Below are 13,526 nucleotides of genomic sequence, written 5' to 3'. Positions count from 1 at the left end.
TACTGACGCCATGCGATAATGAGTGCATAGAACTCCGGAGCTACTCCGGAGTTTTTTTGTAACAATGGTTGATCAGCATACAGTGAAGAAGTAACCGGTATGAAGGCGCAGCGAGATGCGATCATCGATATCAGAGATGAAACGCGACCGAAAACCGTATGGTAATAGAATTGGCGGGCTTTTTCAGAGAGTGGACCGATGCAATGGGGCTGTTCAAATTACCGCTGAAACGGCAAGCCAAACCTGAAATTGGTAAAAAACAGCAAAATTAACACAAAGCAGCTATTTTTGTAAGGCATTGCAAAAACGATTTTGTTATTTAAAAATAGTATTATTGCTCATGAAGAAGATTGCACGCTACGCCTTATTATTATTGGCCGGAGGCTTTTCGCTCCTCTTACATGCTCAGAAAAATGATCCTGCAGAACTGGTGAATCCCCTGATGGGCACCCAGTCCAAACCCAGTCTTTCAAATGGGAATACCTATCCTGCAGTGGGAGTGCCCTGGGGCATGAACCTTTGGAGCGCGCAGACCGGGAAAATGGGCGATGGATGGATGTATACTTATGATGCCGACAAGATCCGGGGATTTAAGCAAACGCACCAGCCTTCACCCTGGATGAATGACTATGGCCAGATCTCCATTATGCCGGTAACAGGGAAAATGGCATTTGATCAGGATGCACGTGCCAGCTGGTTCTCGCACAAAGCGGAAGTTTCAAAACCTTATTATTATAGCGTGTACCTGGCCGATCATGATGTAACAACCGAACTTACACCTACTGAGCGGGCGGCACAATTCCGGTTTACATTCCCCAAAACCGATAGTTCTTTTGTGGTGATCGACGCGTTTGATAAGGGATCTTATATTAAGATTATTCCAGCTGAAAAAAAGATCATCGGTTATTCCACCAAACATGCCCGCGGACCGCTGCCGGATTTTAAGAACTATTTTGTAATCTATTTTGATAAGCCGTTTGCCAATATGCATACCTGGGAGGACAACAAGCTCAATGCGTCGGCACTGGAAATTACTTCCGATCACAGTGGCGCCATCGTAGGGTTTAAAACCGCAAAGGGTGAAAAAGTACATATGAAGATCGGTACCTCCTTTATCAGCTTTGAGCAGGCGGAACTGAATCTGAAACGCGAGCTGGCTGCCGATGGTTTTGAGCAAACCATGGCGAAGGCTAAGAAAGCCTGGAACGACCGCCTGGGGCGGGTCGAGATTGAAGGGGCTTCTATCGACCAGCAGCGGACCTTTTATTCGGCTATGTACCGCACGCTGTTCTTTCCGCAAAAAATGTATGAACTGGATGCTGCTAACCAGGTGGTGCACTACAGTCCGCACAATGGCAAGATCGTTTCGGGTTACCGTTTCGCTGGTACCGGTTTCTGGGACACCTTCCGGGCATTGTATCCCTTCCTGAATTTCCTGTATCCATCTATCAATAAAGAAATGCAGGCGGGTTTGGTTAACGATTACAAAGAAGGCGGCTGGCTGCCGGAATGGAGCAGCCCGGGATATTCAGATGTAATGGTGGGTAATAACTCTGCATCGGTAGTATCCGATGCTTATTTAAAGGGGCTGAGGGGGTATGATATCAACACGCTGTACGAAGCGCTGTTGCATGGAGCCAACAACGAAGGACCAAGGGCTACCGGCCGGAGAGGCGTAACCTATTATAATGAACTGGGTTATGTACCCTATGATGTGAAGATCAATGAGAATGCGGCGCGCACGCTGGAATATGCCTATGACGACTTTACCATTTATCAGTTGGGGAAGGCGCTGGGCCGGCCAAAGGCCGAATTGGATCTGTATAAGAAACGTTCCCAGAACTATAAAAATCTTTTTGATCCGGAGCACAATCTGATGCGCGGCAAGAACAAGGATGGTAAATTTCAAAGCCCGTTCAACCCGTATAAATGGGGCGATGCTTTTACCGAAGGCAATAGCTGGCATTACTCCTGGAGCGTGTTTCATGATATTCAGGGTTTGATCGACCTGATGGGTGGCAAGTCTAATTTTGTAAAACAGCTAGACAATGTGTTCAGTCTGCCCCCGGTTTTTGATGATAGTTATTACGGCGGTGTGATCCACGAAATCCGGGAAATGCAGATCGCTAATATGGGACAATATGCGCATGGCAACCAGCCGATACAACACATGATCTATCTGTATAACTATGCCGGCACACCCTGGAAAGCACAATATTGGGTAAGGGAGACCATGAACCGCATGTATAAGCCAACGCCGGATGGTTATTGCGGTGATGAGGATAACGGGCAAACCAGTGCCTGGTATGTGTTTTCGGCCCTGGGCTTCTATCCCGTAACACCAGGGGTAGATCAGTATGTGGTGGGAGCCCCGTTGTTTAAGAAAGCGACGGTACATCTGGAGAACGGCAAAAAGATCGTCATCAACGCACCTGCTAATAGTGATAAGAACCGTTATGTGCAATCCGCTACTTTTAATGGCCAGGCCTATACCAAAAACTGGTTGAGCTTTAGCATGCTGCAGAGGGGAGCCGTTATCAACTTTAATATGGGCGCACAGCCCAATAAAGCCCGCGGTACAGCGGATACGGATGTGCCTTTTTCTATGAGCCGTGACGACAAATAATCAAATCGAGAATGATTCAGATATCCGGCTTTCGTTGAGGGAGCCGGATTTTTTTACGCTTTACTTTATGAAAGACATCTTTCATCTGGTTATCGGATAAACTTGATGTCGCAATTTGCGACATCAAGTTGCTAACTTATATTTAATTTAAGGGAAAGCATCATGCTTGTGGGCTAATCCAGCTTGAATCCTATCTTGTTTCTTGGTATGGGATTTCTTTGCCTTTCAATTAGCTCTTTCAGCACCGCAAAGATGTTTTCAATATCCCGTGAATTTCCCTTTACTTCTTTCTCAAGCCGCGCAAGTTGTACCATTATATCCTTTTGACTCAAGGCATATTCCCGAAGTTTTGAAAATACCCGGATAATACGGATGTTGACTTCGATGGCAATTTCGCTGTTTAGGATACTTGATAACATTGCTACTCCTTGCTCCGTAAAGACGTATGGTAATTTCCGTCTCCCTCCCCATCCTGGTGATAAACTTGATGTCGCAATTTGCGACATCAAGTTATCGAACTCTTTTTGTTTAAGGGTGAACATAAAGTCTTTTGGAAACCGGCTCAGGTTACGTTTTACCTGCTCATTCAGACGTCTGGTTTCTACTTTGTACATTTCTGCCAGATCCTGGTCCAGCATTACTTTTTGGCCGCGGACAACATAGATCCGGTTTAGTATTTTCTGTTCGGCTACCAGGAGTCGCAGCTCTTTTTTTGCCATAGATGTTGTTTTTCAAGGTTATGATACTATTTGTTACAGGTGTTCCAGTTACAGGTGTTAATGATGCCTCTGATATATCCCGGTCATCTTGTATTGAACCGGGTCAGGAAGCGGTTCCTGTAATAAAGTTAAACAAGAATAGCGAGGAAAACAAAAGGCGGTTTTTTATCCCTCAAATAGCGATCCCGCACCCTGTTATCTATAGTAAAATCTTCCATTAGCTTAGTGAATCCTAACATTTTCCGGCAAAGCGATTCGATCTATTTTCGATCTGTTGGCAAAAGGTAGTATTGCGCCCGGTAGCCGCTTAAATGCTGTCATATGGCTGTAAAGATATACTTTGAAGATTTTATGCCCGGGGAAAGAAGAGTTACCACGGGACGAACCATTACGGAGGCTGATATTGTTTTACACGCCGGACAAACCGGTGATTTTTATCCCCACCACATGGACGCCGAATGGTGCAAAACACAACCCTTTAAGCAACGGATCGCACACGGTACCCTGATCTTTAGTGTAGCAGTTGGGTTGACTGCAGGAGTAATCAATGAAGCGGCCATGACCTATGGTTATGAACGGCTGCGGTTTATTGCGCCGGTGTTTATTAACGATACGATAAAAACAACCCTTACCATCAAAGAAAAAAAAGCGCATAAAAAGCCGGGGTATGGTATTGTGTCGGAATTGCTGGAAGTGCACAATCAGCAGGAACAGCTGGTGCTGGTCTGCGAACATCTTTTACTGGTTGAAAAAAAAGCGCTGCATGGATAAGATAGTCTTAAAAGGCATTACCTGGGATCATAGCAGGGGAATAGTGCCCTTGCAGGCGGCGGCGCAACGTTTTAGCGAGTTGCACCCGAATGTACAGATTCTTTGGGAAAAGCGCAGCTTACAGGCGTTTGCCGATTACTCTATTGAAAAGCTGACGGAAGCCTATGATCTGCTGATTATCGATCATCCCTGGGTAGGGAGTGCTTCGGTTACCAATTGTGTATTACCGTTGAACGATTACCTTCCGGAAGCTTTTTTAAAAGAGTTGCAACAACACTCAGCAGGTGCTTCTCATGACAGCTATGCATACGATGGCAAACAATGGGCCCTGGCCATTGATGCGGCAACGCCTGTAGCCAGTATGCGTATGGACCTGTTGCAACAACAGCAGGTATCCGCGCCGCAAACCTGGGAAGAGGTGATGACGATCGCTGCTAAAGGAAAAGCAGCTGCGCCCGCCATTCCGATCGACCTGCTGATGAATTTTTATACCTTTTGCCGGGCACATGGCGGTGATCCATTTCAGGACGAAGCAGTGATTGATGCGGCAACAGGTATGGCGGCATTGACTACAATGAAGGAATTTTACGACTTGCTGGATCGGCGTTTTTTCTTGATGAATCCCATCGCGGTTGCGGAAGCAATGAGCAACACTAATAATTATTGGTATTGCCCCTTTGCGTATGGGTACTCCAATTATGCGCGAAAGCATTACAGCCGGCATTTGTTGATCTATACAAATGCTGTTACATTTAACGGCCGGCGCTTACAAACCACATTGGGCGGCACGGGTATCGCTGTTTCTGCATATGGCAATCATCAGTCGGTTGCGTTGGATTTTGCACAGTTCGTATGTGCGCCGGAATGGCAGGGAACAGCGTATGTGCTTACCGGTGGACAACCTGGATATGATTTTGGTTATGATGATACGGTGAATGACCAGGTGTGTAACGGATTTTTTAAAAATACCCGCAACACGCTGGAACATGCATATGTGCGCCCGCGTTATCATGGGTACCTTCATTTTCAGGATGCCGGCGGCTTTTATATCCAGGAATATTTAAAGGGGAATATGCTTTCTCCCCAATCGGTACTTGCTAAATTAAATACGCTTTATGCGGAAAGCTTAAAACCGGTAAGGCCCTTATGAACCAACTACCATTAAACGGATTAATTGTGCTGGAGTTTAGCCAGTATCTTTCCGGCCCTTCAGCCGGCCTGCGATTGGCAGATCTTGGAGCACGGGTTATTAAAATAGAGCGGCCGCAGGGAGGTGACCCCTGCCGGAAACTGGCCGTAAAGAATTTATGGGTAGAGGGGGATGCCTTGAATTTTCATGCCATCAATCGAAACAAGGAGAGTTTTACGGCGGATCTGAAAAATAAAGAAGACCTTGAACTGGTGAAGAAGCTGATCCGCAGGGCGGATGTGGTCACGCATAATTTCCGGCCGGGCGTAATGGAAAAGATCGGTCTTGCTTATAAGGATGTCAAGGGTATAAATGAAAAGATCATCTATGCGGAGATCAGTGGTTTTGGACGTAAAGGGCCCTGGGCGCAAAAACCAGGGCAGGACCTGCTGGTACAGTCATTATCGGGGCTTACGTATACCACGGGTAATGGCGGCAGCGCCCCGGTTCCCTTTGGTTTGTCTGCAGTGGATGCCATCAGCGGTATACACCTGGTGCAAGCTGTGCTGGGAGCCCTGATCCGCAGACAACGGGAGGAGAAAGGCGCATATATTGAATTGAGCCTGATCGAATCCGCCATCGGTATGCAGTTTGAGTTATTTACCACTTTTTTCCATAGTAAAAAGGGGATTCAACGCAGTAAGATCAATAATGGCAACCCGTTGCTCGGCGCCCCCTATGGCGTTTATAAAACTGCTGATCATTTTCTTTCCCTGGCCATGATGGAGCTGCAGCAGCTGGCCACCGCGCTGGACTGGGAGGAATTGAACGTTTTTGATCAACGGGATGTTTTTCAAAAGCGGGATGAAATAAAAGCCTTGATCGCAAAGAAATTGAAAACAAATACAACCCGGTACTGGCTGGAGCGGCTGCGCCGGAGTGGGTTATGGGCGGCGGCTGTGTATAGCTGGAAGGACCTTGATCAAACCGAGGGTTATAAGATCTTAGAAATGGAGCAGGAATTGCAGGCTGGCGATAAGAGGATCTTTACAACCAGGTGTCCGATTACGCTAAACGGGAAAAGATTGGTTTCATCAAAAGCGGCGCCGACACTGGGAGCCAACAGGGAGGCGATCATTAAACAGTTAATGGAAGAATAAATGAGTTTTCTAAACGATATTCTGGTGGTTGACTTCAGCCAGTTCCTTTCGGGGCCATCGGCGTCTCTGACGCTTGCAGACCTGGGTGCGCGGGTGATAAAGATCGAGCGTCCGGTTACCGGCGACATCTGCCGCGAACTGTATGTATCGGACATCGTTATCGATGGAGAATCTTCGATTTTCCAGGCAATCAACCGTAGCAAGGAAAGTTATACAGCAGATCTGAAGGATGCAATCGATCTCCTTAAAGTTAAAAAACTGCTGAAGCGTGCGGATGTAGTGATTCATAACTTCCGACCAGGCGTTATGGAACGGCTGGGCCTGGATTATGAAACGATTAAAAAACTCAATCCGTCTGTTGTGTATGGGAGTATCAGTGGTTATGGAGCGGCTGGGCCCTGGAAACATTTGCCCGGTCAGGATCTGCTGCTGCAATCGGCAACCGGTATTACACTGTTAAACAATACAGCGCATGAAAATCCCACTCCGCTGGGTGTTTCTATTGTGGATATTTTATCCGGGGCACACCTTGCCCAGGGGATTTTATCCTTGCTGTATCAGAAAATGGTTTCAGGCGAAGGCGGCGAAGTACAGGTAAGCATGTTGGAAAGTGCACTCGATTTTCAGTTTGAATTGTTAACCTGCTATTATAACGATGGGCATGAGTTGCCGCAACGCAGCGAGGTCAACGGCGGGCATCCTTATGTAGGAGCGCCCTATGGTATTTATAAAACGGCAGACTCCTGGATGGCGCTGGCGATGACAGATATTGTACAGCTGGGGCAATTAACAGATTGCTATGCGTTATTGGCCTATACCAACAGTGATGAATGGTTTACTCAACGGGATGCGATCAAACAGGTATTGGCGGCGCATTTGCAACAGCGATCCACCAGGGAATGGCTGGCGGTACTGGAGCCGGCCGATATCTGGTGTTCGGAAGTACTGGATTATGAAGCGTTGAGGAAACATCCGGCTTATAGGGCGCTGGAAATGGAAATGACCGTAAAAAACAGCAATGGAACAGCCATTACCACCACGCGCTGTCCGTTTAAAATTGATGGCCAGTTGCTCACCAGTACAACCGGCGCTCCGTTGCTGGGTGAACATACTGCTGCCATCGATAAAGAATTTGGATTAAATCAATTGCAAAAAGAAGGAGCTGTAGTATCTTAGTTGGTTGTAAACAAAGCAATTAATATAAATAAACAACAGCAAAATGATCATCGATACGCATATACATATCTGGGACACGAACAAATCATCGTATAGTTGGCTATCAGGAGCTCCGGAGCTCTTAAAACGAACGTATGCCATAGATGAGCTGGACACCGCAAGAAAAGCGGCGGGCATTGATGCTGGTATTTTTGTACAGGCAGATGTGCAGATGGAAGATTCATTTCATATGCTTGATGTGGCCCGGAACACCGATTGGATCAAAGGAGTGGTAAGCTGGCTGCCGCTGGCAGATACGGAGCGTACGGCAACGTTGCTGGAACAGCGGCTGCTGAAAGACGCATATTTTGTGGGTGTGCGGCACCTGATTCATGATGAAAAAGATCCGCAATGGTTATTGCAACCTGCGGCAATTGAAAGTTTGAAACTACTTGCGGCTCACCATATTCCTTATGATGTGGTGGGGGTGCTGCCGGAGCATATTGAAACCATTTTAAAGGTAGCTGAACTCGTTCCGGAACTGCGGATGGTTTTTGATCATCTGAATGCACCGCCCATCAGCACGGGGGAGCACTACGGCCAATGGGGTAATTTAATGCAGGCGGTGGCAAAAAATAAGAATATTTACGCGAAGATCTCCGGCCTGGGAACAGTGGCAGGTGCAGCAATGTTTACAGCAGAAGCGCTTACGCCCTACATTGGATTTGTGCTGGAACATTTTGGAGCAGACCGTTGCTTTTGCGGTGGCGACTGGCCGGTATCCTTGCTGGCAAAAGATTATGTATACACCTGGGACGTATACAAAACGGTACTGTCATCGTTGCTTTCAGCCGAAGCACTGCAAAACGTATACGCAGGCAATGCGATCCGATTTTATGATCTGAAGCTGGATTAATTTTAATATGCAATTATTCAACGGTATATTTTTTCACGGGGTAGGTGCTTCATCTGCGGCCCTGTGTTATACCCCGGAAAAAAAAGTAAGGGGCTGGTCCTGGCAAACCTATTGGCTGGCACAAGCCGCCGTTTGCTGGCTGATTCTGCCGGTGGTGGTAGCAATAATCACCGTGCCATCCCTGGACGATGTTTTAAGGGAAGCGCCACGTACCGCTATGATGCAATCCTTTCTGCTGGGCATGGCTTATGGGATTGGAGGAACGGCTTTTGGAATGGCGATCCGCTACATCGGTTTTTCATTAGCCTACGCTGTTTCTGTGGGACTGTCATGCGTACTGGGCACCTTAATTCCACCCATAATGGATGGTTCCATCCGTAATGTAATCGCAGGCAGCGGTGGCAACTGGATACTTGCCGGAATTTTTCTTGGTGCAATAGGAATCGCATGTTGCGGCATTGCCGGGTGGATGAAAGAAAAGGAGCTTAGCGGTAGTCTGCGGGGATATTCGTTTAAAAAGGGATTGCCCCTGTGTATCCTGGCAGGTATCCTTTCTGCTTTTTATGGTTTTGCTATTAATGCGGGCAAGCCCATTTCTGATCTTGCAGCCACACATGGTGCCGGGAATTTTCGGGTGAATGCTGTTTATATTTTTTCTAATTCAGGGGCGTTTTTAACAACGTTGTTTTATACGGCTTACCTGCACCGGAAACACCGGACATTTGGAGAATATAGGCGGGCAGCGGTAACCGGCGCCTTGACCACTAATTATCTTATGGCGGCGCTTACCGGTATCTTCTGGTACGGACAGTTTTTCTTTTATGGACTGGGTCATGTAAACCTGGGTAAGTATGAGTTTTCCAGTTGGGCCATACACATGATCCTGCTGGTACTGTTCAGTGCAATAGTGGGTGTGGTGCTGAAAGAATGGAAGTTTACAAAAAGACGTACAAAACAGGTACTGATAGGTGCATTACTGGTATTACTGCTTTCGGTAATACTGTTAACATATGGCAATTATAAAGGAGGAGCCTGATATGAATGATTACGCGATCGACATATGTATGATTGGCGCCGGTGGTATTGTAAACGATGCGCACCTGCCGGCTTACCGTATGGCCGGCTTTAGTGTAAAAGGTATTGTAGATCGAAATCGTCAGCGGGCCCGGGAAATTGCAGACAAGTTTGCCATTCCGCAGGTATATGATTCACTGGAAGCGATGGTGGCAGACCGGTCTGAAAACGTTATTTACGACTGTGCCTTGCCTGCATCTGAAATCATTGGCGTACTGCGGCAGTTACCCGAGGAAGCAACCGTGCTGATTCAGAAACCGCTGGGTGAAAGCATTGAGGAGGCAAGGACTATATTGGAGATCGCACATTCAAAAAATATAAGAGCGGGAGTTAATTTTCAGCTTCGGTTTGCACCCTTTATCCAGGAAGCAAAAAAAATGATCGGTAACGGGCAGCTCGGCACGCTTACTGATATTGAGATTTATGTGAATGTACATACACCATGGAACCGCTGGTCGTTCCTGTTTGAAAAGCCACGTATGGAGATCAATTACCACAGTATCCATTACATCGATCTGGTTCGGTCCTTCCTGGGGAACCCTTCCGGAGTATATGCTAAAACATATAAACACCCGGATTCATTACAGCTGGCTTCTGTTAAGAGCAGCATTATCATGGATTATGGTGATTTAATACGTGCTACTATCCATACCAATCACCATCACAATTTTGGGTATCAGCACCAGGAAGCGTATATAAAAATTGAAGGTACCAGTGGCGCCGTTAAAATGAATCTGGGTGTACTGATCAATTATCCTACAGGTATCCCCGATACATTTGAGTATATCACAACCGCTGCGGGTGAAGTTCCGGAATGGAGATCGAAGAAGATCGCCGGGTCATGGTTTCCACATGCTTTTATGGGTACGATGGAACAGATGATCCTTGCAAAAAAAGGCTTTATTGCCGAGCCGGAGAATAATATCGATGATGCTTTTGATACGATGCGATGTGTGGAGGCGGCCTATCTCAGCAGCGCGCAGGGAGGCGTTCAACTGCCACCGGTATAAAGCCAGACCGTTATGGTATGATAGATCGGCTGCTCGTTCGGGTATGTTTTATAGGGATACTAACGGATTCTATATAGGCTTGGAAGCGCCGTATCGGGAGCCTGCGGCATTATTGGCTCAGGGCGGGCATCTGCGGGAATGATGACGATACATTATACAAACGATTGATCATTGAATTTATAGAAGCATGAAGGGATTATTAACAGGTATGTTGCTGGTGATCACCATGAAGTTGGTTGCATTGCCGGTGAGGGAAAGCGTGATCATTGCGCTGCCGGCAGATGCAGTGGAACGGGTGAGGTATGGTGCGGAGCAGTTAAAGAATACGCTGATAGCTGCGGGCTATACCGTTCGTGTAACACCGGCGGCTGCTGAAAATACTGGCGGAATCTTTATCGGCTTGTATACCGGTGTTGGAGGAAAGAAAGAAAGTTTCTCCATTGAAACCAGGAATAAACGGGTGATTATAAAAGGCGCAGATGCTTCAGGAGTCCTGTACGGCTGCCTGGAACTATCCGATCGTGTCAGGGCAAGTGGCATCCTGCCGGAAATATTGTCCTTTTCCGATGTTCCGGAAATGGTGCTGCGCGGAGCATGCATCGGCATTCAGAAACCCTATTATCTGCCCGGGCACAATGTGTATGAATACCCCTACACCCCTCAAACATTTCCCTGGCTTTATGACAAAAAGCTATGGATACAGGTATTGGATTCCATGGTGCACAACCGGATGAATTCGCTATATCTCTGGAACGGGCATCCCTTTGCTTCCCTGGTAAAACTAAAAGAGTATCCCTATGCCGTGGAAGTGGATGCAGCAACCTTTAAGAAGAATGAAGAAATGTACCGCTTCCTGACGACAGAGGCCGATAAGCGGGGGATCTGGGTGATACAGATGTTTTACAATATCATCGTATCAAAACCTTTTGCAGAAAAGCATCACCTCAAAACACAGGAGCGCGAACGGCCCATCATTCCCATTATTGCGGACTATACCCGGAAGTCGATCGCTGCCTTTGTGGAAAAATATCCGAATGTGGGACTGATGGTATGCCTGGGCGAGGCCATGGAAGGCGTGGGGAATGACGATATCGAATGGTTTACAAAGACCATCATTCCGGGGGTACAGGATGGTATGAAAGCTCTGGGCATCAAAGAGGAACCGCCGATCGTATTGCGGGCGCATGATACCGATGCGCCTGCTGTAATGAAGGCCGCATTACCTTTATATAAGAATTTATATACGGAAGCGAAATTTAACGGAGAAGCATTAACAGTTCCAAGGCCGAGGGGCGAATGGGCCAAACTGCACCAGACATTGAGCGGCCTGGGAAGCGTGCATATTGCCAACGTACATATCCTGGCTAACCTGGAGCCCTTCCGTTATGGATCGCCGGATTTTATTCAGCAAAGTGTAACAGGAATGCAGGAAGTATTGGGCGCGCACGGGTTGCATCTGTATCCTGAATCATCCTACTGGGATTGGCCCTACAGCGCCGACAGCACCGGGGGGGGAAAGCGGTTGTTGCAGATTGAAAGGGATTGGATCTGGTACAAGGCCTGGAGCCGGTATGCCTGGCGATCGAAGCGCAACCGGCAGGAAGAGATCGGCTTTTGGAGCGGTTTGATGGGTGACCAGTTTGGAATCGGCCCGGAAAAAGGAGCCGCTGTTTTGCAGGCATATGAAGCGATGGGGGAAATTGCTCCCAAATTATTGCGGCGGTTTGGCATTACAGATGGCAATCGTCAAACGCTTACATTGGGCATGCTGATGACACAGCTTATTAATCCCTATCGCTATGGCTTGTTTACCCTGTTGTATGAAGGAGAGAGTCCCGAAGGGGAAATGTTGATCGATTATGCCGATAAGGAATGGAAGAAGATCGCCCATCACGGGGAAACGCCGGTGCAGGTGGCTACTGAAGTGCGGGCGCATGGCGATGCTGCAGTGGCCGCTTTAAAAGCGATCGGGAGCGTGACAAAAAACAAGGATGAATTTGCACGCATTAAAAATGACGCCGACTGTTACCGGGCCCTGGCCTATCATTATGCAGCAAAGGCCGAAGCCGCATTGTGGATATTGCGGTACAAATATTCGGATGATATAAAGGACCTGGAAAAAGCGCTGCCGCTGCTAAAAGAAAGTGTGGACTGGTACAAAAAACTGGTGCGCCTAACGGAGGGAACCTACCTGTATGCCAACAGTATGCAGACACAGCAGCGGAAGATCCCCATTCGTGGGGTAGACGGCACTTTTAAAACATGGAAGGAAGTGTTGGGCCCGTTTGAAAAAGAACTGGGAGTATTTCAACATAGGCTGGATTCTCTAAAAAACCATCCGGGGACGAATACGGTGCAAACAAAAGCGTACACTGCGGCGGCAACAATGAATAAAGACAAGCCGGTGGCGTCATTTTTTATAGATAGTCTTGCACAACCTTTTTCAGATACCACATTATCTATCCGGTTGTTTGCGCCTGAACTGAAAGGGCTGAAAGGTTTGAAACTTTCTTATAAAGCGCAATTGCAGCGGGGAACGTTTTATACATTTAGCAATACCCGGCCTGTAAAAGTACTTGTAGGCTTTTTTCAACCGCAGAAGTCGGCTTTTTCGAGAGATACATTTTATCTGAAAGCGCCCGAACTGGAAACAAATGCACTGGCCAATGATTATGGCCAGGCCGAAACGAAGATCGCCAATGCACTGGTGATACCGGGTATGCCACAGCTAAATGTACACATGTACGAATTTAAGCCGGGCATCAATACGCTTAAACTCGAAAAAGGGGTGGCCGTTGTATTGGGGTTTATCGACGGCAATCAGCCGGTGAAGGTGTATGACGCAGGTTTGTATGAAAGCGGAAATAAAAAGCAGGTGGATTGGTTGTTTGAGTAAAGGATGTCTTTTGCCATGATGTACAGGCACCAGCGATATCGCAGTAATGGATGGTAGTTCGCATACAGCC

At 47.3% G+C, this 13,526-nt stretch carries 10 protein-coding genes; 9 read left to right on the top strand and 1 reads right to left on the bottom strand.

Features of this window, described 5'->3' with window-relative positions:
- Positions 1 to 340: 340 nt before the first annotated feature.
- Positions 341 to 2,626 (top strand): GH92 family glycosyl hydrolase, encoded by a 2,286-nt coding sequence (locus tag LQ567_RS09815; protein ID WP_231004328.1) that lies wholly within the window; start codon positions 341 to 343, stop codon positions 2,624 to 2,626.
- Between the two features lie 173 nt (positions 2,627 to 2,799).
- Here the strand turns inward: LQ567_RS09815 and LQ567_RS09810 are convergent, their stop codons facing one another.
- Positions 2,800 to 3,345 (bottom strand): ORF6N domain-containing protein, encoded by a 546-nt coding sequence (locus LQ567_RS09810; RefSeq protein WP_231004327.1) that lies wholly within the window; start codon positions 3,343 to 3,345, stop codon positions 2,800 to 2,802.
- Positions 3,346 to 3,666: 321 nt separating this feature from the next.
- On the opposite strand from LQ567_RS09810, the gene LQ567_RS09805 reads away from it, so the two are divergent.
- From LQ567_RS09805 to LQ567_RS09770, 8 genes are all read left to right on the top strand, one after another.
- Positions 3,667 to 4,116 (top strand): MaoC/PaaZ C-terminal domain-containing protein, encoded by a 450-nt coding sequence (locus LQ567_RS09805; RefSeq protein WP_231004326.1) that lies wholly within the window; start codon positions 3,667 to 3,669, stop codon positions 4,114 to 4,116.
- Positions 4,109 to 5,266 (top strand): ABC transporter substrate-binding protein, encoded by a 1,158-nt coding sequence (locus LQ567_RS09800; protein WP_231004325.1) that lies wholly within the window; start codon positions 4,109 to 4,111, stop codon positions 5,264 to 5,266. Before LQ567_RS09805 ends, LQ567_RS09800 begins: the two co-directional genes overlap by 8 nt.
- Positions 5,263 to 6,405 carry a CaiB/BaiF CoA transferase family protein gene (locus LQ567_RS09795; protein ID WP_231004324.1) on the top strand — a complete coding sequence of 381 codons (1,143 nt, stop codon included), beginning with the start codon at positions 5,263 to 5,265 and terminating at the stop codon, positions 6,403 to 6,405. The genes LQ567_RS09800 and LQ567_RS09795 overlap by 4 nt, the downstream gene beginning before the upstream one ends.
- Positions 6,406 to 7,581: a CaiB/BaiF CoA transferase family protein gene (locus LQ567_RS09790; protein WP_231004323.1), complete on the top strand. Its 1,176-nt coding sequence runs from the start codon at positions 6,406 to 6,408 to the stop codon at positions 7,579 to 7,581.
- A 43-nt stretch (positions 7,582 to 7,624) separates the two neighbouring features.
- Positions 7,625 to 8,476: an amidohydrolase family protein gene (locus tag LQ567_RS09785; protein ID WP_231004322.1), complete on the top strand. Its 852-nt coding sequence runs from the start codon at positions 7,625 to 7,627 to the stop codon at positions 8,474 to 8,476.
- A 7-nt stretch (positions 8,477 to 8,483) separates the two neighbouring features.
- Positions 8,484 to 9,512 carry an L-rhamnose/proton symporter RhaT gene (locus LQ567_RS09780; protein WP_231004321.1) on the top strand — a complete coding sequence of 343 codons (1,029 nt, stop codon included), beginning with the start codon at positions 8,484 to 8,486 and terminating at the stop codon, positions 9,510 to 9,512.
- The gene (locus tag LQ567_RS09775; protein ID WP_231004320.1) at positions 9,487 to 10,560 is read left to right on the top strand and encodes a Gfo/Idh/MocA family protein; all 1,074 of its coding nucleotides are present in this window, start codon (positions 9,487 to 9,489) and stop codon (positions 10,558 to 10,560) included. The genes LQ567_RS09780 and LQ567_RS09775 overlap by 26 nt, the downstream gene beginning before the upstream one ends.
- A 187-nt stretch (positions 10,561 to 10,747) precedes the next feature.
- Positions 10,748 to 13,456, top strand: a complete 2,709-nt coding sequence (locus tag LQ567_RS09770) for an alpha-d-galacturonidase (protein ID WP_231004319.1) — start codon at positions 10,748 to 10,750, stop codon at positions 13,454 to 13,456.
- Positions 13,457 to 13,526: the final 70 nt, after the last annotated feature.

Source organism: Niabella pedocola (assembly GCF_021044425.1).
Taxonomy (GTDB): Bacteria; Bacteroidota; Bacteroidia; order Chitinophagales; family Chitinophagaceae; genus Niabella; species Niabella pedocola.
The sequence above is the reverse complement of the archived record's forward strand: the minus strand, read 5'-3'. Positions and strand labels throughout refer to the sequence as shown.